A 21,679-nucleotide genomic window follows, 5' to 3' on the forward strand; every position below is an offset into this window, starting at 1 on the left:
GTTTTACGCTTGGGGCAGGACGGCGATGCAGTCGATTTCGACCTGGATGTTGTTCAGCTGGCAGCCGATGGTGGTGCGGGCCGGCGGCTCGGTCGGGAAGAATTCCGAATAGAGCGCGTTGTATTCCTGGAAGCGGCCGAGGTCGCTGAGGTAGCTGTTGACCTTCACCACATGGGCGAGGTCGGTGCCGGCGGCCTTCAGGATGATCTCCAGATTTCGCAGGGTCTGGCGCACCTCGCCGGCGAAATCCTCGGGCAGCGCGCCGGTCTCCGGATGGTGCGGCCCCTGGCCCGACACATAGACGAAGCCGTTCGCGACGATGGCGTGGCTGTACTGGCCGGCGGGCTTCGCACCCTTTTCGGCGAAGATCGGCTTGCGGTTGGTCATTCGGTCCTCACAGGTTGAAAGATCAGGCGCGGGCCAGGGCCTTGCCCGGACGCGCGCCGGTGTGCCCGCCGTCGCGCAGGACGAATTGTCCGGCGACGAGCACGTCGGTGATGCCGTGGGGCGGGCGCGTCGGGTCCTGGAAGGTCGCGCAATCCGCCACGTCGGCGGTGAACAGGGTCAAATCGGCCACCATGCCCGGCCGGACCAGCCCGCGGTCGGACAGGCCGAAACGCTGGGCCGGGACGGCGGTCATGTGGCGCACCGCATCCTCCAGCCCCAGCCCGCCCTCGCCCCGGATCGCGCGGGCGAGATAGCGCGGGAAGCTGCCGAAGGCGCGGGGATGCGGCTTGCCGGTCTCGCGCGGCAGCCCGTCGGAGCCCAGCATGTGCAGCGGGTGCGACAGCGCGGTCTCCAGATCGGCCTCGGCCAGCTGGAACATGACGATGTTGGTGCGGCCGCGGTCGGCGCGGATCAGGCGGACCAGCGTGTCGAAGGGCTGTTCCTTCGCCACATCGGCTATTTCGGTCAGCGACAGCCCTTCCAGGGTGCGCAGGTCATCTGCCGAAACGCCGCCGATGCGGACATTCTCCCAGCCGATCAGGCGGATCTTGGATTCCCAGCCGGCGTCATTCGGCGCCTCGCCGTTCTCCACCGCCCGGCGCAGAGCCGCCAGCCCTTCCGTATCGGCCATCCGCGCCAGCAGCGCCTCGACCCCGCCGGCCAGCGCCGAGGGCGGCAGCAGTTGCAGGATGGTGCTGGAGCCGGCCGGGTAGGGGTACATGTCGAAGCTGACGTCGGTGCCGCCCTTGCGGGCGATCTCCAGCCGCTCCACCGCCCGCGGCAGGCTGCCCCAATAGGGCCTCCCGGCGGCTTGCAGGTGGGAGAGCAGGCCGCTCGCTCCTCCCGCCTTCAGCAGGTCGAGGAACTCGTCCACCGAGGCGATCAGCCCGCCCTCGTAGGAGCGGACATGGGCGGTCAGCAGCGCTCCATGCTCCGCCACCACCTCCGCCAGCCGCACCAGCTCGGCGCGGTCGGCCCAGGCGCTGGGCGGATAGACGAGGCCGAGCGACAGGCCATGTGCGCCCTGGCGCAGTTGGTCGGCCAGCAGGGCCGCCATCGCCTCGCGCTCGTCCGTCGTGGCGGCGCGGTTCTGCCAGCCCATGACGGCGAGGCGCAGGGCCGCGTGGCCGACCAGCGAGACGAGGTTGATGGCGGTGCCGCGTCCGTCGAGTGCTGCGCGGTAGCCAGCGAAATCGGCGAAGGTCTCCTGGGTCGTCACCGTGCCCAGCAGGTTGCCGAAATGCTCGCGCAAGGGGGCGCCGCTGTCGGGGCTCTGCGGGTAGAGGCCGAAGGAGCAGTTGCCGACCACCACGGTGGTGACGCCCTGCGCCACCTTCTCCGGCCGGCCGGGCTGGCGCAGCTGGATCAGGTCGTCGTGGCAATGGGCGTCGATGAAGCCGGGGGCGAGGAAGCGCCCCTGCGCCTCCAGCGGTTCGGCGTCAGCTGAGTCCAGCATCGGGCCGACGGCGGCGATGCGTCCGCGCTCCACCAGCACGTCGGCCGGGAACCAGGGGGCGCCGGTCCCGTCGATGACGCGGGCGCCCTTGATGAGGAATGTGGCACTCATCTCACTTCGCCTTCTGGAGCCGGGGGTCGAGCGCGTCGCGCAGCCCGTCGCCGACGATCTGGAGCGACAGAACGGTCAGGACGATGGCGCAGCCGGGGAACAGGATCAGCCAGTCGGCCTGCTGGAAATACTGCTGGGCGCTGGCGATCATGTTGCCCCAGGTCGGCGTGGTCGGCGGCACGCCGACGCCGAGGAAGGACAGCGCCGCCTCCGTCAGGATGGCGTAGGCGAAGATGAAGGTGGCCTGCACCAGGATCGGCGACATCAGGTTGGGCAGGATGTGCAGGAAGACGATGCGCGGGGTGGAGGCCCCCAGCGCCGTCGCCGCCTCGATGAAGGGCATCTCGCGCACCACGAGACAGGCGGCGCGCACCACGCGGGCGACGCGCGGGGTGTAGACGATGCCGAGCGCCAGCACGACGTTGTAGAGCGACGGCCCCAGCGCCGCCATGAAGGCGATGGCGAGCAGGATGTCCGGGAAGGCCATCAGCGCGTCGGTCAGCCGCATCAGCAGCCCGTCGAGCGGCCGGATATAGCCGGCGGCCAGCCCCAGCAGCGTGCCGAGCAGCGTCGCCACCACCACCACCAGCAGGCCGACCAGCAGCGACAGCCGGGCGCCCAGCATCACGCGGGACAGCACGTCGCGGCCATACTCGTCGGTGCCGAACCAGTGGGCGGCGGACGGCGGCTTCAGCCGGCCGAGGATGTCCATCTTCATCGGGTTGAACGGGGTGATCCACGGCGCCAGCAGCGCCACCGCCAGGATCGCCAGCATGATCAGGAAGGACAGCACCACCAGCCGGCGGCGGAACAGCTGGCGCAGCAGCAGGGCGGCCGGCGACCGGCTGTTCTGCGGCTTGGCCGAGGAGGGAAGGGGGACGTTGCCGTGACCGGCGGGGACGCTTGCCATCGAAACCCTCCCTCTCAATAACGGACCCGCGGATCGACCACGGCATAGAGCAGGTCGACCGTCAGGTTGATCAGCACATAGATGGCGGACACCACCAGCAGGGCGCCCTGGATCACCGGATAATCGCGGCGCAGCACGGCCGACACGATCAGGTTGCCGACGCCGGGCAGGCCGAACACGGTTTCCGTCACGATGGCGCCGGCGATCATCACCGCGGTGGTCAGGCCGATCACCGTCAGGATCGGGATCATCGCGTTGCGCAGCGCATGCTTCAGCACGACGACCAGCGGCGGCAGGCCCTTTGCCCGCGCGGTGCGGACGTAATCGTGGCTCATCACGTCCAGCATGCTGGTGCGGGTGAAGCGCAGGATCAGCGCCGAGTTGGGAATCCCGAGTGCGATGGCCGGCAGAACCAGATGGCGCATGCGCTCCAGCAGGTCGGCATCGGGCGGGCCGTAGCCGGCGACCGGGAACCAGGCATGGTCGACCGCCAGATACTTGATCAGCGTCAGCCCGATCCAGAAGCTGGGGATGCTGGCCGCCAGCATGGCGAGCCCGACCGCGGTCTGGTCGACCAGACCGCCGCGCTTGGCCGCCGACAGGATGCCGACCGGCACGCCGATCAGCATGGCGATGCCCACCGACATCATGGTCAAGAGCCCGGTCAGCTCCGACCGTTCGGCCAGCGCCTGCGCCACCGGACGGTTGAGGAAGATGGACTCGCCCAAGTCGAAGCGGACGATCTGCCCCAGATAGAGCAGGAACTGCGTCAGCAGCGGCTCGTCGAGCCCGAGCCGGCCGCGCAGCGCCGCGATGTCCTCCGGCGTGGCGGAGGAGCCCAGCATGACGGCGGCGGGATCGCCCGGCACGACGCGGGCGATCAGGAAGACCACCATGGCGACGAGCAGCATGACGACCATCATGCCGGCGAACCGGCGGACGATGTAAACGAGCATGGTTGCGGTCCCGGACCGTAGCAGGAAGTATCGCCTGAGCGGAGTCCCCTCTCCCCCCCGGGGAGAGGGTTAGGGTGAGGGGGACGCGCGTCGTGAATTTGCAAGAATTGCGACGCTCTGATCGTTCCCCGATCCACGCTGTGCATCCCCCTCCCCCCGACCCTCTCCCCGGGGGGGGAGAGGGGGGTGGCTGGGAAAGTGGTTTATCCCGACCCTCAGCCCTTCAGGTCGGTGTTCCAGAAGAACGGCCAGGGCGTCGGGGTGTAGCCGGTCAGCTTGTCGCTGCTGGCGGCGAGGTTGTAGAACTCGCCGACCTTGATGCTCGGCACCTCGCTGTAGAACAGCGATTGCAGGGTCACCCACTTCGCCTTGCGCGCCGCCGGGTCCATCTCGCGGTTGAAGGCGGCCAGCGCCTCCTTCTTGGCCGGGCTGTCCCACCAGCCGGGATAGCTGGGGTTCAGCACGGTGATCAGCGACGGTTCCGGCACGAAGGTGTGGTAGGTGAAGAAGGAGTCCCACCCCTTGTCGTCGCCGCGGCGTTGCAGCAGCGTCGCCCAGTCCAGCACCTGCAAATCGACCTTGAAGCCGGCGAGTTCGAGCTGGGCCTGGGCCACCATGCTCATCTTGTACAGGAACTCGTACTGCACCGAGGTCATGATGCGGATCGGCTCGCCCTTGTAGCCGGCGGCCTTCAGCAGCTCCGCCGCCTTGCCGGCCGCATGGTCGCTGTAGGGCTTGGCGCTGGCCGCATCGTAATAGGGCGTGCCCTGGGCGTAGATCGACCCTTCCGCCTGGACGAATTCGGGATCGCCGAAGCCGGCCAGCAGCATGTCGTTCGGCTCCAGCGCCGCCAGGACCGCCTGACGGACCTTCGGGTTCGCCATCACGCCGGTCTTGGTGTTCATGATCATCAGCGGGAAGCCGAACGGCTTGACGATCACCGGCTTGACGCCGGCCGCACCCTTGATGCGCGGCAGGGTTTCCGCCGGCAGGCTGTCGGCGAACTGGTACTGGCCGGCCAGGACGCCCGACACGCGGGTGGCGGCGTTCGGCACCGGGACGAAGCGGACCTCGCCGATGTTGGCCTTGCGGCTGCCGGCATAGCCGCTGGGCGTGCCGGCGGGCGAGGCGTAGGCGTCGTGGCGCACCAGCCGGATATACTGGTCGGGCTTGTGCTCCAGCAGCTTGTAGGGGCCGGTGCCGATCAGCGACTTCAGGGCGCCCGGCCCGTCGATCACCGACTTCGGCACGATGGCGGCGGCGCCGTTGTTCATCGCCAGCAGCGCGGTCAGGGGCGCGAAGGGCTCCTTCAGCGCGATGACGACGGCGTCCGCACCCTTGGCGGCGATGCTCTCCACCAGCGGGGCGACGGTCTTGCCGCGCGGCGAGGCCTTGGTCCAATGGTCGAGCGAGGCGACCACGTCGTCCGCCGTGACGGTGCTGCCGTCATGGAAGGTGACGCCGCTGCGCAGCGGGATGGTGTAGGTCTTGCCGTCCGCCGACACCTGCGGCAGGGCCGAGGCCACCAGCGGGGCCAGCTTCCAGTCGCCGTCGAAGGTGAACAGCGTCTCGAACATGTGCTGGGTGATGATGCTGACGAGGTCGGACGTGGTGCCGACCGGGTCCAGCGTCGGCGGCTCGCCGATGGTGGCGACCGTGACGACCGATGCGCCGCCCTGCTGGGCCAGCGCAGGGGTGGTCCAGCTTCCGAGAATTCCAGTGGAAAGCCCGCCTGCGGCCAGCGTCGTGCCGAGGGCGGTGTTGAACAGACGTCGCGTGATCCCTGTCATTTCCGTCTCCCGAACCGTTTGTCCGAAATATCGGACGTCGGTCTTGTATTCCAGACAAGCGAACGGTATATCGGACAAAGACCGCTGGCAAGCCGAAAATCCGCGTGCTAATCGGTTGTGCGACGACCAGGGAGCGTGGATCGATGAAAAGCGGCGAAGCAGCGGTGAAGCAGGCCGAGGAGAAGCAGTCTGCGGAAAAGCCGACGGGCCGCGCCCGCGGCATCGACCGTGTCATCGCGCTGATGGAGCATCTGCACGACCGGCGCGCTCCGACGCGCATCGCCGACATCGCCCGCGACACCGGCACCCCGCGCTCGACCATGTACGAGTTGGTCAACACGCTGGTGGAGGCGCGCTGGCTGGAGCTGCGCGACGGCGACGGCACGGTCTATTTCGGGCCGGCGATGCATTACTACGGCAGCGATTACCTCGACAGCGTCGACCTGATCCGCAAGGCGCGGGTGGAGGTCGCCCACATCGCCGAGACGGTGGGGGAGACCGCGCAGTTCTGCACGCTGGACGGCGACAAGTATCTGGTCGTGCTGAATGAGCCGGGGCGGCGCATGTTCCGCATCAGCTCCGAGATCGGCATCAAGGTGCCGATCCCCTGGACGGCGTCCGGCCGTCTGCTGGTCGATCACCTGGATGCCGAGGAGATCCGGCGCTTCATCCCGTCGGAGGATTTCACCCTGCCCGACGGCCGCCGCATCGCCGAGGACGAGTTCCTGGAGGACATGCGCCGCGCCCGCACCCAGGGCTATGTCCGCACCACGGCGCTGGTCGACCGCTTCACCACCTGCCTTGCCGCCCCGGTCCGCGATCCGTCCGGCCGCTGCATCGCCACCATCTGCTTCGTCGTCCCCGCCGACACGACGGAGGAGGCGCAGCAGGTGATGATCGACACGCTGAAGGCCAGCGCGGAGCGCCTGTCGCCCGGCCGCTGATACCGGTGCGGAATGGGCGCCGGGCCGTTGTCATTTGACGACCGCGCACCACATGTTTTAAATGGGGGCAGACAGCGAGCAGTAATAGCGCTGCGAAAGCCCCATAATCCCCGATAGAGCGCTGCGAAACGTAAATCTGCTTTAAGAATTGGCTTCATCGCCGTCTTTCGCAGCGCTATGCTGCAATGCGAAAGAGCCAGTACAGCAATGTGATGTCTCCTCTTTTGCGCATGCGGGATCGTGTCAATATCTTCCTCAACAGGCCGCGACACCGGCCGCCGGAATTCAAAACCCGATACTGAAGGAAGACCGCCATGACCCCGTATGATGTCGAATCCGCCAAGTTCGCTGCCAAGTTCGCCATTGCCCGCATCGTTGTCGGCGCCATCCTGTTCGCCGCCGTCGCCGCGGTCGCCCAGATGAACCCGAACGCCATCCTGGCCGCCGACGAGGCCCGTGCCGCCGTCGCCCTGGAGATGGTCAAGACCATGCCGGTGACCGTCGCCGACGCCGCCCACTGAGCGCATCACGGTCCGCAGGCCGGGCCGGTGGTGCAACATTGACGGCTTGCCCCTGTTTGCTGGGACTGATACCCGGCTGACAAGGAGGCGCCGATGCCCCGCACCACCGACCCCGCAGACGGTCAAATAGCAGACGGCCAAGTTACAGGCGGCCAAAGTACGGACGGCCGAGCGACCGGCGACCGCCAGTCCGGTCAGGCCCAGGTGCCGAAGCCGCCTTCCCGCGCGGAAGTCGAAGAGATCAGCCGCTCGCAGGAGTATCTGACCGACGACTGGACCGGCGACGGCGGCGGCAAACCCCCGGGCGACCGGCAGGGCGACCGCAAGGACGGCTGAGGCCGCCGTCCTCGTCACAGCAGTCCCATTCCACCGAACGGGCTGGAAGCCGGAGGGATCCGACGGCTTCCAGCCCGTTCGTCTGTCCGCATGACGCCATCGGGATCCGAACGGCGTACATCCTCCGCCCTCAGGCTTAAGCTCTCTGAGAGATGGACGAATCCGGGAACTTGCAGTCCGCGCTCCTGTCGAAGGAAGTCCCCCTTCCTGAACCGGAGAGACTGGGATGCGCAACCTCCTCACCACTCTGCTGCTTGCAGCCGCCCTGTCGCCCACGGCAGCCGCTGCGCAGGCCGTCGGTGCAGATGACGGCGCTGCCGTTTGCCGGCCGGGTGACAAGGGCTGCGCGCGGTTCGTCGGCGACGAGAAGGGCGGCGTGCCGAAGCGGGGCGGCGCCAAGCAGGCGGTGATGATCGGCGCCTCAGTCTTCATGCTGACCCCGTGGCAGGCCGAACGGGAGCGCCGCTGTCTTGCGCTGGCCGGCTGGGCCGAAGCGCGGGGCGAGGGCGCCGACGCCATGGCGGCCGTCATGTGGGTGGTCGCCAACCGCGCCGCCTCTGCCGATCAGCCGTCGCTGCCCTGCCGCGTCGTCGTCGCGACCGGCCAGTTCGAGCCTTTCGCGGCGCCGCCCGTCGAGCCCGCCAACCGGAAGACGGCCAAGGCGGTCAAGGCAAAGGGCAGGCAGGCGGACAAGGCGGCCCGGCAGGCGAAGGCCGAGCAGGCGAAGCTGGCGGCCGATCCGCGTGTCGAAACCCGGCGCATCCTGGCGGAGATTCGCCGGCAGGCCGCGGTGATCCGGGCGGGCGGCATGCCGTCCTGGCCGAAGACGCGCCTCGCCCCCGACCAAGAGGCGTTGCGCACCGCGCGCGGGCTGGCCTGGAACCTGAACGACGACGACCTGCCCGATCCGACCGCCCGCGCCTCGATGTTCTACAGCCCGCCGGCACAGGCCGCGCTGCGCCGCCAGAAGCCGGAATGGGCGGAGGCGCGGCTGAAGACCGCCTCCATCGGCGGCCATTCCTTCTACCGCGCGCCGACCCCGCCCGAAGAGCGCACCATCGCCACCCTGGTGGCAGAGTTTGCGGAGTAAAGTGCCGGGGCAGGCGGCCTCCAGCGGAAATGGCCGGGCGGATATCCGGTCCGGTTAAGTCGATATTCTCTGTCAAGTACTTGACCCAGCGGACCAGACCGGATTTGCAGGGGTGATGTTTGTATTTTTCATCATGCGGAAAGGCCGGTGCCGAATTGCTGTAGATCAATCGCTCTCGTCTGTCGACCTCCTAGGCTGTCTCCGTTCCACGACATCAAAGGGAGAGAAACGATGAAAGCAATCGATCTGATGACGCCGCGGGTCATCACCATCGGCCCGGACGCGACCGTCGCCGATGCCGCCCGGACGATGCTGGAGAATCACATCAGCGGCCTGCCGGTGGTCGATGCCGCCGGCAAGGTGGTGGGGATCATCAGCGAAGGCGACCTGCTGCGCCGGGTGGAGCTGGGGACGGAGCGTCACCGCTCCTGGTGGCTCGGGCTGGTGTCCGGCGGCACCCTGCCGGCGGAGGATTTCATCAAGTCCCATGCCCGCAAGGTCGCCGACGTGATGACCGCCCACGTCACCACGGTGGACGAGAGCGCCTCGCCCGAAGAGGTCGTGCGGGTGATGGAGACGCGGCGGATCAAGCGCGTGCCGGTGGTGCGCCACGGCGCCCTGGTCGGCATCATCAGCCGCGCCAACCTGTTGCGCGCGCTGGCCAGCGTCTCGCCGGAAACGCCGGCCGCCGCGGCTGACGACCGCGACCTGAAGGAGCGGGTGGCCGCCGCCGTCAAGGAACTGTCGTGGGACTCGCGTTCGCACGACGCCATCGTCGTCCGCAACGGCGTCGTCCAGCTCTGGGGCTTCGTCAGCAGCGTGTCGCAGCGGGACGCGCTGCGCATCGCGGCGGAGCGCGTCCCCGGCGTGAAGTCGGTGGAGAACAACATCCAGGTCGTCGACCCCGCCGAAAGCGGCGCCTGGGGTCTTTGACGTAAAGGATGTGCCGGGGAAGGCGCGCGGTCAGATCTTCCCCGGCAGCCGCGCTCCGACCAGATGGGTCGCCTGCGCGCCATACTCATAGACGGCCTCCTGCACCGTCCGGGCCGACAGGGTGTCGGGGGCGGTGCTGGGAAGCGGCATCTCCGCCTCCGGCAGTTTGCCGGTGATGTGCTCGGCCAGGCAGCGGCCGAGCACGGTGCCGGGGGCGATGCCGCGGCCGTTGTAGCCGCTGAAGCCGATGACGTTGCGGTCCAGCCGGTGGAAGCGGGGCAGATTGTCCTTGGTCATGCCGATCTGGCCGTACCATTCGGATTCGAACCGCACCGGCCCCAGCTGCGGGAACAGCGCGGCCAGCGAGCGCAGCGCCCAGGCGCGGTGGACCGCCGTTCCGGTCCCGCGCAGCGCGCCGACGCTGCCGAACACCAGCCGGCCCCGGCGGTCGAAGCGGTAGGAACTCAGCACAGACTTGGTGTCCCACACCCCCTGGCGTTCCGGCAGGATGGCCTTCTGCATCGCATCGGACAGCGGCTCCGTCGCCAGATTGAAATAGGGCAGGTGGACCTGCTCGGTGCGCAGCTGCACCCAGGGGCCGATGCTGTAGGCGTCGGTGGCGACCACCACCCAGTCGGCGGTGACCGATCCGTCCGGCGTCTTCACCTCCCACCCGGCTCTGGTCTGGCTCGCCGACTGCACGGGGCTGCCGGTGAAGATGCGGGCCCCCGCCGCGATGGCCGCCGTCGCCAACCCGCGGGCATAGGCCAGCGGCTGGATGGTGCCGGCGCGCAGATCCAGAAGCGAGCCGGTGTAGGCCGTGGTGCCGACCTTCTCCGCCGTCTCCTTCGCGTCCAGCAGGCGGACCGGTGCGCCGCGCTTCTGCCAGATGGCCGCCCGCTGCTCCAGTTCGCGCAGGCCCGCCGGGCCGACGCCGCAATGGAGCGTGCCGCTGCGCTCGTCCTCGCAGGCGATGCCGTGCCTGGTGATCAGGTCGAAGACGGCGCGCGGCGCGTTGCCCAGCAGCTCGATTAGCCGCTCGCCATAGACCGGTCCCAGGGTGCTGACCAGCTGGTCGGGCATCACCCACATGCCGGCATTGACCAGCCCGACATTGCGCCCGGCGCCGCCGAAGCCTATCTCCACCGCTTCGACAACCACGGCGCTGACGCCGCTTTCGGCCAGATGCAGCGCCGCCGACAGGCCGGTGTAGCCGGCGCCGACGATCACCACGTCGGCCTGGACGCTGCCGGACAGCGGTGCTGTCGGCGGTGCCGCCGGTGCAGTGCGTTCCCAAAGCCCATGCGACCGCGGATCGTTCAGCATCCCCTGAGGTCCTTTTCGCGTCTGTTCTGTGCGCCAGTCATTCCCGGTGCGAAAGATTGACTTGCCTACCCCCTTCGGCAAAATGATCTTTGCTCAACCAGTCATTCCATTCCGGAATGAAATCCGCCGAGCCCCTGATGCAGAGACCCCGATGCAGAGCCCGCGCCGCTTCCTTCCCTCCCTGGCCCTGCTCTCCGCCTTCGAGGCGGCGGCGCGCACCGGCAGCATCACCGCGGCGGCCAAGGAGCTGTCGCTGACCCAGAGCGCCGTCAGCCGCCAGATCAAGGCGCTGGAGGACCTGCTGGAGGTCGAGCTGTTCCACCGCGAACGGCAGACCATCCGCCTGACCGCCGGCGGCGAGTATTACGTGCGCGAGGTGCGCGACGCCCTGCGCCGGATCAGCACCGCGTCGCTGAACCTGCGCGCCAACCCCTATGGCGGCACGCTCAGCATCGCCATCCTGCCGACCTTCGGCACGCGCTGGCTGGCGCCGCGCCTGCCAAGCTTCCTGGCCGGCAATCCCGGCATCACCATCAATCTGGTGACGCGGATGGCGCCCTTCGATTTCCGTCTGGACCCGGTGGATGCCGCGATCCATTTCGGCCGGCCGGACTGGCCGGGCGGGGAGATGGCGCTGCTGCGCCGCGAGACGGTGATTCCCGCCTGCAGCCGGAGCCTGCGCGACCGCTTCGATTTCCGCCAGCCCGCCGACCTGCGCCTCGCCCCGCTGCTGCACCTGACCAGCCGTCCCGACGCGTGGGAGCGCTGGCTGACCCTGCACGGCACGCCGGCCGATGGCGTGCACGGCATGCTGTTCGACCAGTTCGCCACCGCCTCGCAAGCGGCCATCGCCGGGCTGGGCGTGGCGCTGCTTCCGCTGTTCCTGATCGAGGAGGAGTTGCGGTCGGGCCAGCTGGTGCCGGCGCTCGATCTGCCGATGGAAAGCGAGAACGCCTATTACGTCGTCTGGCCGTCGGAACGGGCAGGCTATCCGCCGCTGGCCGCCTTCCGCGACTGGATCCTGGCGGAGACGGCGGAGTGCCGTACCTCCGGCAGGTCATGAGCTTTCCTCATGATGTCGGGAAAAACAATCGCAATCCATCCCGCCGCTTCGTTGCTATATCAGCAGCCTGTGAAGGGCCGCGCAGGTCCGGCCAGTCAATGCGAGCGAGATTTGGAATGAGCGTCCAGACGATTACCAGCGCCGATCTCACCAGCCCCGATGCGATCCGCACCCTGTTCTCGACATCCATGTCGGAGATGTATCGGACGGAGGTGCCGGCCTACCAGACGCTCGTCGAGCTGGTGGAGGAGGTGAACGCGGCGCTGCTGGCCGCCGATCCGGCGGAGCGCCATCGCCTGGACGCGGCCGGCGGCCTCAATCGCATCACCGAGGAACGCCACGGCGCCATCCGCCTCGGCACCGCGGATGAGCTGTCAACCATGCGCCGGCTGTTCGCGGTGATGGGCATGCAGCCGGTCGGCTATTACGATTTGTCGGAGGCCGGCGTCCCGGTCCATTCGACCGCTTTCCGCCCGGTGGACGGGGAAGCGCTGAGCCGCAACCCGTTCCGCGTCTTCACCTCGCTGCTGCGGCTCGACCTGATCGCCGACGAAGCCTTGCGGCAGGAGGCGGAAAAGGTGCTGGCCGCGCGCAGCATTTTCACCCCCGGCTGCCTTGCCCTGATCGAAAAGGCCGAGGCCGACGGCGGGCTGGATGAGGAGGATGCCGGGCGCTTCGTTGCGGAGGCGCTGGAAACCTTCCGCTGGCACAGCCGGGCCAATGTGCCGCTGGATCTCTACAACCGCCTGCACGACGCCCACCGGCTGATCGCCGACGTGGTGTCCTTCAAGGGGCCGCACATCAACCACCTGACGCCGCGCACGCTCGACATCGATGCGGTCCAGCGGCTGATGCCGGAAAAGGGCATCGCGCCGAAGGCGGTGGTCGAAGGCCCGCCGACCCGCCGCTGCCCGATCCTGCTGCGCCAGACCTCCTTCAAGGCGCTGAGCGAGCCGGTCGATTTCCAGGCCAGTGACAGTGAGGGGGGCGGCTGGCGCTCCGGCGTCCACACCGCCCGCTTCGGCGAGATCGAGCAGCGTGGCATCGCCCTGACCCCGAAGGGCCGGACGCTCTACGACACGTTGCTGCAGGATTCCCGCCGCCTCGTCGCCCCGGCGGCCGACGGCTCCAACGCCGCGCAGTACATGGCGGCCCTCCAGGAAGTGTTCGCTCCCTTCCCCGACAGCTGGGACGGGATTCGCCGCGAGGGGCTCGGCTATTTCAGCTATTCCCTGACCGAGGCCGGGCGCCGCACCCCGCCGACGCCGGGAGCCGATCTGGAAACGCTGATCGAGAGCGGCGCCGTCCGCTTCGATCCCGTCGTCTACGAGGATTTCCTGCCGGTCAGCGCCGCCGGGATCTTCCAGTCCAACCTGGGCGACGAGGCCCGGCAGGATTTCGCCGCCAGCCCGAACCAGCAGCGTTTTGAAGCCGATCTGGGTGCCGCGGTGCTGAACCCGTTCGACCTCTATGCCGAGATCGAACGCGCCTCCATCGCCGCCTGCCTCGCCGCGAAGTGAGTCAGACCTGTATGGCGGCGGGACGGAAGGCGCCCGCCGCCAGCCAGTCTTCGAAGGCTGCCGGCGCCAGCGGCCGGGAAATCAGGTAGCCCTGGCCGAAGTCGCAGCCGTGCAGGCGCAGCCAGTCATAGGCCTCCGCCGTTTCCACCCCTTCGGCGATGACCAGATAGCCCAGGTCATGGGCAAGGTCGATGGTCGAGCGGACCATGATCTGGTCGCTGCGCTCGTCGGCGATGGAGCGGATGAAGCGCTGGTCGATCTTCACCGCCGTCGCCGGGATGTCCTTCAGATAGGACAGGGCGCTCTGGCCGGTGCCGAAATCGTCGATCTCCACCTCGATGCCCAGGCGGCGCAGGCGGAGGAGCTGGCGGTCGACCTCCGCCCGGTCGGTCATCAGGGCGCTTTCCGTCACCTCGAAATCGATCCAGTCCGCCTGCACGTCATGGCGCGCCAGCAGGGCTTCGACCCGGTCGGTGAAGTCGCCGCTGCCAAGATCCAGCATCGAGATGTTGATCGACACCGGCAGGTCGATGCCGCGCTGGCGCCAGTGCGCCACCTGCGTCAGGACGGCACCGATCACCCATTCGGTCAGAGGGCGCACCAGCGCCGTGCGTTCGGCCAGCGGCACGAACTCGGCGGGCGAGATCGGTCCCAGTTCCGGGTGGGTCCAGCGCAGCAGTGCCTCCGCCCCGATGCAGCGGTCGGTGCGCAGATCCACCTTGGGCTGATAGGCCATGTGCAGCTGGCCGTGTCCGTCCATCGCCTCGGTCAGGCTGCGCAGCAGCAGGAAGGCGCGGTGGGCGGCGCGGTCCTGCTCCTCGTCATAGGCGCACCAGGGCTTCTGCGTCTCCAGCGACTGGTGGGCGGCGCTGGTGGCGGCCCGCAGCAGCTCCACGCTTTCCACGGGGCTTTCCGCCGCAATGTCCGACCGGTGCACGAAGCCGATGCCGGAGGACGTGGCGATCGGCACGCCCTGATACTGGAAGGGGCTGCGCACCGCAGCGCTGATGCGGTCCAGCGTGGCGGCCAGATCGCCGTCGCCATCGGACAGCAGGATGAAGGCGAATCGGGCCGGCGACAGGTGATAGAGCCGCGTGCGGTCCGGCAGGCATGCGGCGATGCGGCGGGCGCAATCGACCTCGAACGCGTCGGCGCAGACCTGCCCCAGCACCCGGGTCAGTTCGGCATATTGCTGGGACGCCGCGGCATCGATCACCACCGCCGTCCCCGGCAGCGTGGCGGGGTCGTCCGCCAGGGCGTCGGCCAGGGCATCGGCGTCTGCCAGGAAACGGAAGCGGTTCGACAGCGAGGTGACCGGATGCAGGTAGCCGACGGCGCGCCGCGCCTCGATATGCGCCATCGTCATCGCCGACAGGTCGCGCAGCGCCTCCTCCTCCTCCGGCGTCAGCGGCGGGCGCGGCTGGTCGTCGATCACGCAGATGGTGCCGAGCGCCAGCCCGTCCGCCGTGCGCAGCGGGGCGCCGGCATAGAAGCGGATGTTGGGATCGCCGGTCACCAGCGGGTTGTCGGCGAAGCGTTCGTCCTGCCGGGCGTCGCCGATTACGAGCAGGGCCTCGGAGTCGAGCGCATGGGCGCAGAAGGCATATTCGCGCGGCGTCTCCTGCACCGGCAGTCCGACCCGCGACTTGAACCACTGGCGGTCGCGGTCGACCAGCGAGATGAGCGCCACCGGTACCTTCAGCAGCTTGGCGGCCAGACGCGTGATCTGGTCGAAGGCCGCCTCGGCCGGCGTGTCGAGCAGCTCGTACCGCTGGAGCATCGCCAGCCGATCCTCTTCACGGACTGGAACCGGCGGCAGGCGCTTCGCCTTTGCGGGCGTCATCTCGGTGGTCATCCTGTTCCGGGCACTGTCGTCTTCAATAGTTCCAGCGCCGAACTTGCCGTCAAGTTCGGAGAAACGCCAATGAGAATGGTGCAATGCGGCATGGACTCAATCGTCGATCTCCAGCCCAGCTTCCCGCCGTCCTATCGCCGTTCAATCGCCGCCAGCGCCGTCACGGTCAGTTGTGCCAGCACCATGCGGTCCACCATGCCGAAACTGCGCGGCGCCGTGTCGATCAGGCAGACGGAGCCAAGTGCCAGCCCCTGCCGGTTGATGATCGGGGCGCCGGCATAAAAGCGGATGTACGGTTCGCCCAGCACCAGCGGGTTGTGCTGGAAACGCGGGTCGCGGGCGGCGTCCTCGACCACCATCGGCAGGCTCTGGCGGATGGTGAAGTCGCAGAAGGCGACGTCGCGCGGCGTTTCCTGGACGGCCAAGCCGCGGCGCGCCTTGAACCATTGCCGGTCGGCGTCCAGCAGCGACATCAGCGCGATGGGCACGCGGAAATGATCGCAGGCCCAGGAGACCAGATCGTCGAAAGCGGGTTCCGGCTCGCTGTCCAGCAGCCCGGTGCGGCGCAGCGCCTCCAGCCTCGCCGCCTCGTCATCGACCGGGACGGCGCCGCGGCCGACGCTCTGCGGGACGGCCCCGCTCGCGATGGTCTCCTTCAAAAGCGTCATGGGCTGGGCTCCGCGGTCATGTTGGATGGTTGGCTCCCCGGCGATGGCGCAATTCTGTCAAGAGACAAATAATTCGCCCGCCCGGCAAATATGATTATTGAGGAGATTCGGTTAAGAACTCCTTCTTTTTACGCATGGGACGAATCCTGGATCTGTTGGCTTTCATATTATTTCAGAAGGCATAGTCATATCCGACGTTATGATTGTCTAATGGACCGCTGCCGCCCGACCCTTGTTGCGGTTCGCGCCGTCCGGCCCCGACCATCGACCTGTGGCATGGCTGTTCTGCGGATGCGTCCGCCGGCTTTCTGCCAAGCCCGTGCAACGATCGGGTGGTTCCGGTGTTTCGCGCTGGGGAGCGGGGACGCTCTCCCACGACAGGGAGCGGGGACGCTCCCGCGCGGCAACGACCGGGCCCTTGCTGATCGCCCGGCATTTCGGTCAGGAGCGTCATACCATGCCGGACGACCAGCATCGCAGGGACGTCGTCGATCTCACCGGACAGGAGGCGGACGGCCAGGCCGGGCGCAGCGAGCGCGGACAGCCGGCCGCGGGCGAGGATCGCAAGAAGCCGGGCTTCATCCGCCGTCACCCGGTTGCGATCCTCGCCGGGCTGGTGGCGGTCGCCCTGCTGGCGGTGGCCGGCTACATCTATTGGCAGCGCAACATCCACCCCTACGAGTCGACCGACGATGCCTTCGTCGACACCCGCCAGTTCCCGGTGGCGGCGAAGGTAGGCGGCTATGTGACGGAGGTGGCGGTCGGCGACAACCGGCATGTCAATGCCGGCGACCTGCTGTTCCGCATCGACACGCGCGACTACCAGACGGCGCTGGATCAGGCGCAGGCGCAGATCGACTCCGCCCAGGCGGCGATCACCGGCTACGACGCCCAGATCGACGCCCAGCGTGCCCAGATCGAGCAAGCCAAGGCGGAGGTCTCGCAGGCCGAGGCCGCCGTCGGCTTCGCCAAGGAGGATGCGGCGCGCTACCGCGACCTGCAATCCCGCGGTGCCGGAACGGTGCAGCAGGCGCAGCAGTCCACCGCCACCCTGCAGGAACAGCAGGGCAAGCTGACCAGCGCCAACGCCGCGGTGATCGCCGCCGAACGGCAGGTCGGGGCGCTCCAGGCGCAGCGGACCAGCGCCGTCGCCGATCTGGCGCGGGCGAAGGCGCAGCTGGCCCAGGCCCAGTTGAACCTGTCCTACACCGCCGTCACCGCCGCACAGCCCGGCCGGGTGGTGCAGCTGAGCGGGGCGGTCGGCCAGTTCGCCCAGGCCGGCCAGAGCCTTGCCATCTTCGTCCCCGACGACATCTGGGTCACCGCCAACTTCAAGGAAACCCAGATCACCGACATGCGGCCGGGCCAGCCGGTGGACATCAAGATCGACGCCTATCCCGGCCGCAAGGTCACCGGCCATGTCGACAGCGTGCAGCCGGGCTCCGGCACCGCCTTTTCCCTGCTGCCGGCCGAGAACGCCACCGGCAACTATGTGAAGGTGGTGCAGCGCATTCCCGTGAAGATCGTCGTCGACCAATGGCCGGACGGCGTCTCCATCGGCCCCGGCATGTCTGTCGTGCCGCGGGTGACGGTGCGATGAGCGCCGCCGCGGAAGGTGCCGGCGCAGGCGCAGGCGGCTTCGATGCCTCGCAGAGTGCCGCCGGCGGCCGCAACCCGTGGCTGATCGCCGTGGTGGTCTCCATCGCCACCTTCATGGAGGTGCTGGACACCACCATCGCCAACGTCGCCTTGCGCTACATCTCCGGCACGCTGGCGGTCAGCGCCGACGAGGCGTCGTGGGTCGTCACCTCGTATCTGGTGGCGAACGCCATCGTGCTGACGGCCAGCAGCTTCATCGCCAAGCGCTATGGCCGCAAGCGCTTCTATCTGGCCTGCCTCGGGCTGTTCACCGTCAGCTCGCTGGCCTGCGGCTTCGCCTGGAATCTGGAATCGCTCCTGCTGTTCCGGGTGCTCCAGGGCTTCGCCGGCGGCGGCATGGTGCCGATTTCGCAGTCGATCCTGGCCGACAGCTTCCCGCCGGCCAAGCGCGGGCAGGCCTTCGCCATCTTCGGCATCGCCGTGGTGGTGGCGCCGGTGGTCGGGCCGACGCTGGGCGGCTGGCTGTCCGACAACCTGTCCTGGCACTGGTGCTTCCTGATCAACGGGCCGGTCGGGGTGATGGCCTTCGCGCTGGTCAGCTTCCTGGTGCAGGAACCGAAATCCGCCATCGAGGAACGGCAGCGGCTGAAGCGCCGGGGCATCCGCATGGATGTGATCGGCTTCCTGCTGGTGGCGACCTTCCTCGGCTCGCTGGAGGTGGTGCTCGACCGCGGCCAGACCGACGACTGGTTCGCGTCGGGTTTCATCATCACCTTCGCCGTCATCTGCGTGGCGTCCTTCTGCCTGATGATCCCGTGGGAGATGACGCGGGAGAACCCGATCCTCGACCTGCGGATGGTGGCGACGCGGCAGTTCGGCTCCTGCTTCCTGGTGATGATGGCGACCGGCGCCATCCTGATCGCCACGACGCAGTTCCTGCCGGAGCTTCTCCAGCAATATTACGGCTTCACCGCCACATGGGCCGGACTTGCCCTGTCGCCGGGCGGCATGGTGACCATGGTGATGATGCTGGTCGTCGGCAGGCTGGCCGGGCGCATCCAGCCGAAATACCTGATCGCCACCGGCGCCACCATCGTGGCGCTGGCGATGTGGGACCTGACACGGCTGAACCCGGACTCCACCTTCTGGTTCTTCGCCTGGTCGCGCATCTATATCGGCATCGGCCTGCCGCTGATCTTCATCCCGATCACCACGGCGTCCTATGACGGCATCCCGCGCGACAAGACCGACCAGGCCTCGGCCCTCATCAACGTCGCGCGCAATGTCGGCGGCTCCATCGGAGTGTCGATCGCCCAGAATGTGCTGGCCTTCCGCGAGCAGTTCCACCACAGCCGGCTGGCCGAGCATATCGTGCCGTCCAACCCGGCCTATCAGCGGACCATGGAGCAGGCGACCAACTACTTCTCCATGGCCGGCGGCGAGGCCGGAGCGCGGGAACGGGCGATGGCCTTCATCGGCCAGCAGGTGCAGATGCAGACCGCCTACTGGTCCTACATCGACGTGTTCTTCGCGCTGATGCTGATCTCCGCCTCGGCGGTGCCGCTCGCTCTGATCCTGCGCAACGTCAAGCGCTGACCGGCAGGCGCCCGTGCAAGGGTCTCTCATTCCCTCATGCTTCGTGATAGACAGCGCCGGTTCCCGCCCGTGACCGGATGAGGTCTCCACCCATGAAGCGCCCGACGATTTCCGACCTCGCCAAGGCGGCGGGCGTCAGCGTCGCCACCATCGACCGGCTGCTGAACGGCAGGCACCCCGTGCGGGAGGAGACCGCCCGCCGCATCTTCGAGGCGGCGACAGACATCGGCTTCCACGGCGCCAACGCCATCCGCCAGCGTACCCTGGCCCAGCAGCCCGACTATCATCTCGGCTTCATCCTTCAAAAGGAGCGTCACGCCTTCTATCAGGAGTTCGCGGCGCGGATCGAGGAGGTGGCGCGCAGCCATCCCGACCGCCGGCTGCGCGCCACCATCCGCTTCGTCCAGTCGACATCCCCGGCAGAACTCGCCGAGCTGATCCGCGGCATGAAAGGGAAGGTGAGGGCGGTCGCTGTCACCGGCATCGACCATCACGACGCCACCGCCGCGGTGGCCGAACTGAAGGCCGCCGGCATCCCGACCTTCTCGCTGCTGTCCGACTTTGCCCAGGGCGTGCGGGAAGGTTACATCGGCACCAACAACCTGAAGGCCGGCCGCACCGCGGCGTGGCTGATGTCGAAGATTGCTCCGCGGCCGGGGCGCATCGCCGTCTTCATCGGCGCCTTCCGCTATCACGGCCATGCCCTGCGCGAGACCGGGTTCCGCAGCTATTTCCGTGAGTTCGCGCCCGAGTTCACCCTGATGGACAGCATCGTCAATGTCGAGACGCGCCAGCTGACCTACGAGGCGACGCTTGGCCTGCTGGACCGGCACGACGACGTGGTCGGCATCTATGTGGCGGGCGGCGGCATGGAGGGCGCCATCGCCGCATTGCGCGAGCTCCGCCGGCCGGACGAGGTGACCTGCATCGTCCACGAGCTGACGCCGGAATCGAGGCAGGCGCTGCTCGACCGCCATGTCTCGGTGGTGATGGCGACGCCGCTGCCGGCGCTCTGCGCCGACCTGATCGAGATGATGGTCCACAGCATCGAACACGGCATGGCGGAGAATCCCGGCCAGCGCTTCCTTCCCGCCCAGCTGTGGACGCCGGAGAGCCTGTAGGGAAAAACCTTCTGGCGCCATGATGGAAAACCATCATGATGTGCTGCAAATTCTCTCATGTTTGACGGCGATCCGGCCGGCTGGCGCGTTGACCGGACCGTGCGCGATGGTGAATGCTTCCCCTGCCAATCAAGAGCAGAAACGGCCGGGAGGAAGCGCGATGACGGATTCGGAACCCTAGAGTTTGGTTTTCCGTGTGATTCACGCTTCAAGCGATTCCGCTTGAAACAATCACACTCCAGCCATTTCCGGCGGCCCGCCAGCGGGCGGCCCCCCAAGAACCGAAAACCGCAATCGACCCCGGTGACCCGCCCGGGCGCGGCGCGCAGGACTGCGCGCGTGGCCCCGCTCGCCCACCGAACGACATGAGGCATTAAAACAATGACCGTCAGACTTGGCATCATCGGCACCGGCGCCATCGGCCGCGACCATGCCCGGCGCATCGAGCAGGTCCTGGCCGGCGGCAAGATCGTCGCCCTGACCGACGTCAACCGCGAGTCCGCCGAAGCGGTGCGGGCCGACATCGCCCCCGATGCCGAGATCTTTGAGACCGGCGAGGAGCTGATCGCCTCGCCGCTGGTCGATGCGGTTCTGGTCACCTCCTGGGGCGCCAGCCACGAGCAGTATGTGCTGGCAGCCATCGCCGCCGGGAAGCCCTGCTTCTGCGAAAAGCCGCTCGCCACCACCGCCGACGGCGCCAAGCGCATCGTCGATGCCGAGGTGGCGCGCGGCAAACGTCTGGTCCAGGTCGGCTTCATGCGCCGCTACGATGCCGGCTACATCGCGCTGAAGGAGGCGGTGACCAGCCGCACCGGCGCGCCGATCATGGTCCATGCCGCCCACCGCAACCCGACGGTCCCCCAGCATTACGTCACGCCGATGGCGATCCACGACACGCTGATCCACGAGATCGACGTGTTCCGCTGGCTGCTGGACGACGATTACGTGTCCGCCCGCGTGATCTTCCCGCGCCGCGCCGCCCGCAGCCACGGCAAGCTGCGCGACCCGCAGGTCGTGCTGCTGGAGACGGCGAAGGGCGTCGTCATCGATGTCGAGATCTTCGTGAACTGCCACTATGGCTACGACATCCAGTGCGAGGTGGTGGGCGAGGACGGCATCGCCCGCCTGCCGGAACCGATGGCGGTGCAGATGCGCCTGAATGCCAGCCTGCAGAACCCGATCCTGACCGACTGGAAGGATCGTTTCATCGCCTCCTACGACGTGGAGCTTCAGGACTTCCTGAAGGCCGCCGCCCAGGGCACCGCCACCGGCCCGACCTGCTGGGACGGCTATGTCGCCGCCATCACGTCGGATGCCTGCGTCACCGCGCAGGAGCGCGAGGGCGAGGCCGTCGCCATCACGCTGCCCAGCCGTCCGGCGCTCTACAGCTGACGGCCGCCTGTCCGGCGCACGGGGCCACCGGTCCGTATCCATTGC

The 21,679-nt window shown here is 68.1% G+C and carries 19 protein-coding genes; 11 read left to right on the plus strand and 8 right to left on the minus strand.

Annotated features, from left to right (window positions below):
- Positions 1-3: 3 nt before the first annotated feature.
- The 5 genes from TSH64_RS20085 to TSH64_RS20105 form a co-directional block, all read right to left on the minus strand.
- A complete protein-coding gene (locus TSH64_RS20085; protein WP_094304977.1) occupies positions 4-387 on the minus strand; it encodes a RidA family protein in 384 nt (127 codons plus the stop codon).
- A 22-nt stretch (positions 388-409) separates the two neighbouring features.
- Positions 410-2,014, minus strand: coding sequence for a D-aminoacylase (locus TSH64_RS20090; RefSeq protein ID WP_109447636.1), 1,605 nt, complete (start codon positions 2,012-2,014; stop codon positions 410-412).
- A gap of 1 nt (position 2,015) precedes the next feature.
- The gene (locus TSH64_RS20095) at positions 2,016-2,924 is read right to left on the minus strand and encodes an ABC transporter permease (RefSeq protein ID WP_109447638.1); all 909 of its coding nucleotides are present in this window, start codon (positions 2,922-2,924) and stop codon (positions 2,016-2,018) included.
- Positions 2,925-2,938: 14 nt separating this feature from the next.
- Entirely contained in the window at positions 2,939-3,880 is a 942-nt protein-coding gene (locus TSH64_RS20100) for an ABC transporter permease (protein ID WP_109086964.1), read from the minus strand.
- A 215-nt stretch (positions 3,881-4,095) separates the two neighbouring features.
- Positions 4,096-5,670, minus strand: a complete 1,575-nt coding sequence (locus TSH64_RS20105) for an ABC transporter substrate-binding protein (RefSeq protein ID WP_109447640.1) — start codon at positions 5,668-5,670, stop codon at positions 4,096-4,098.
- A gap of 143 nt (positions 5,671-5,813) precedes the next feature.
- Here TSH64_RS20105 and TSH64_RS20110 point away from each other — a divergent pair, with 143 nt between their 5' ends.
- From TSH64_RS20110 to TSH64_RS20125, 5 genes are all read left to right on the plus strand, one after another.
- Positions 5,814-6,614, plus strand: coding sequence for an IclR family transcriptional regulator (locus TSH64_RS20110; protein WP_109447642.1), 801 nt, complete (start codon positions 5,814-5,816; stop codon positions 6,612-6,614).
- 314 nt (positions 6,615-6,928) lie between these two features.
- Positions 6,929-7,135 (plus strand): hypothetical protein, encoded by a 207-nt coding sequence (locus TSH64_RS20115; protein ID WP_109447644.1) that lies wholly within the window; start codon positions 6,929-6,931, stop codon positions 7,133-7,135.
- A gap of 93 nt (positions 7,136-7,228) precedes the next feature.
- Positions 7,229-7,471, plus strand: a complete 243-nt coding sequence (locus tag TSH64_RS35945) for a hypothetical protein (protein WP_199237611.1) — start codon at positions 7,229-7,231, stop codon at positions 7,469-7,471.
- Positions 7,472-7,697: 226 nt separating this feature from the next.
- On the plus strand, positions 7,698-8,561 hold the full coding sequence (locus TSH64_RS20120; protein ID WP_109447646.1) for a cell wall hydrolase: 864 nt from the start codon (positions 7,698-7,700) through the stop codon (positions 8,559-8,561).
- A 231-nt stretch (positions 8,562-8,792) separates the two neighbouring features.
- A complete protein-coding gene (locus TSH64_RS20125; protein WP_109447648.1) occupies positions 8,793-9,494 on the plus strand; it encodes a CBS domain-containing protein in 702 nt (233 codons plus the stop codon).
- 30 nt (positions 9,495-9,524) lie between these two features.
- Here TSH64_RS20125 and TSH64_RS20130 read toward each other — a convergent pair whose 3' ends face one another.
- A complete protein-coding gene (locus tag TSH64_RS20130) occupies positions 9,525-10,820 on the minus strand; it encodes an FAD-binding oxidoreductase (protein WP_109447650.1) in 1,296 nt (431 codons plus the stop codon).
- Between the two features lie 151 nt (positions 10,821-10,971).
- Between TSH64_RS20130 and TSH64_RS20135 the strand changes: the two genes are divergently transcribed.
- Together TSH64_RS20135 and TSH64_RS20140 are read left to right on the plus strand one after the other, a co-directional pair.
- Positions 10,972-11,883: a LysR family transcriptional regulator gene (locus TSH64_RS20135; RefSeq protein WP_109447652.1), complete on the plus strand. Its 912-nt coding sequence runs from the start codon at positions 10,972-10,974 to the stop codon at positions 11,881-11,883.
- Between the two features lie 116 nt (positions 11,884-11,999).
- Positions 12,000-13,403, plus strand: a complete 1,404-nt coding sequence (locus TSH64_RS20140) for a VOC family protein (protein ID WP_109447654.1) — start codon at positions 12,000-12,002, stop codon at positions 13,401-13,403.
- Between the two features lies 1 nt (position 13,404).
- On the opposite strand, the gene TSH64_RS20145 is transcribed toward TSH64_RS20140, so the two are convergent.
- Both TSH64_RS20145 and TSH64_RS20150 read right to left on the minus strand, forming a co-directional pair.
- Positions 13,405-15,246 carry a sensor domain-containing phosphodiesterase gene (locus TSH64_RS20145; protein WP_247873053.1) on the minus strand — a complete coding sequence of 614 codons (1,842 nt, stop codon included), beginning with the start codon at positions 15,244-15,246 and terminating at the stop codon, positions 13,405-13,407.
- A 143-nt stretch (positions 15,247-15,389) separates the two neighbouring features.
- Positions 15,390-15,926, minus strand: coding sequence for a GAF domain-containing protein (locus TSH64_RS20150; protein ID WP_109447658.1), 537 nt, complete (start codon positions 15,924-15,926; stop codon positions 15,390-15,392).
- Between the two features lie 457 nt (positions 15,927-16,383).
- On the opposite strand from TSH64_RS20150, the gene TSH64_RS20155 reads away from it, so the two are divergent.
- The 4 genes from TSH64_RS20155 (at position 16,384) to TSH64_RS20170 (ending at position 21,634) form a co-directional block, all read left to right on the plus strand.
- Positions 16,384-17,526 (plus strand): HlyD family secretion protein, encoded by a 1,143-nt coding sequence (locus TSH64_RS20155; RefSeq protein ID WP_109452856.1) that lies wholly within the window; start codon positions 16,384-16,386, stop codon positions 17,524-17,526.
- A complete protein-coding gene (locus tag TSH64_RS20160) occupies positions 17,523-19,121 on the plus strand; it encodes a DHA2 family efflux MFS transporter permease subunit (RefSeq protein ID WP_109447660.1) in 1,599 nt (532 codons plus the stop codon). Before TSH64_RS20155 ends, TSH64_RS20160 begins: the two co-directional genes overlap by 4 nt.
- A 92-nt stretch (positions 19,122-19,213) precedes the next feature.
- A complete protein-coding gene (locus tag TSH64_RS20165; protein WP_109447662.1) occupies positions 19,214-20,242 on the plus strand; it encodes a LacI family DNA-binding transcriptional regulator in 1,029 nt (342 codons plus the stop codon).
- Positions 20,243-20,623: 381 nt separating this feature from the next.
- Complete coding sequence (locus tag TSH64_RS20170) at positions 20,624-21,634, plus strand: Gfo/Idh/MocA family oxidoreductase (RefSeq protein WP_109447664.1); 1,011 nt, start codon at positions 20,624-20,626, stop codon at positions 21,632-21,634.
- Positions 21,635-21,679: the final 45 nt, after the last annotated feature.

Origin of the sequence: Azospirillum sp. TSH64 (assembly GCF_003116035.1) — a bacterium.
Classification (GTDB): domain Bacteria; phylum Pseudomonadota; class Alphaproteobacteria; order Azospirillales; family Azospirillaceae; genus Azospirillum.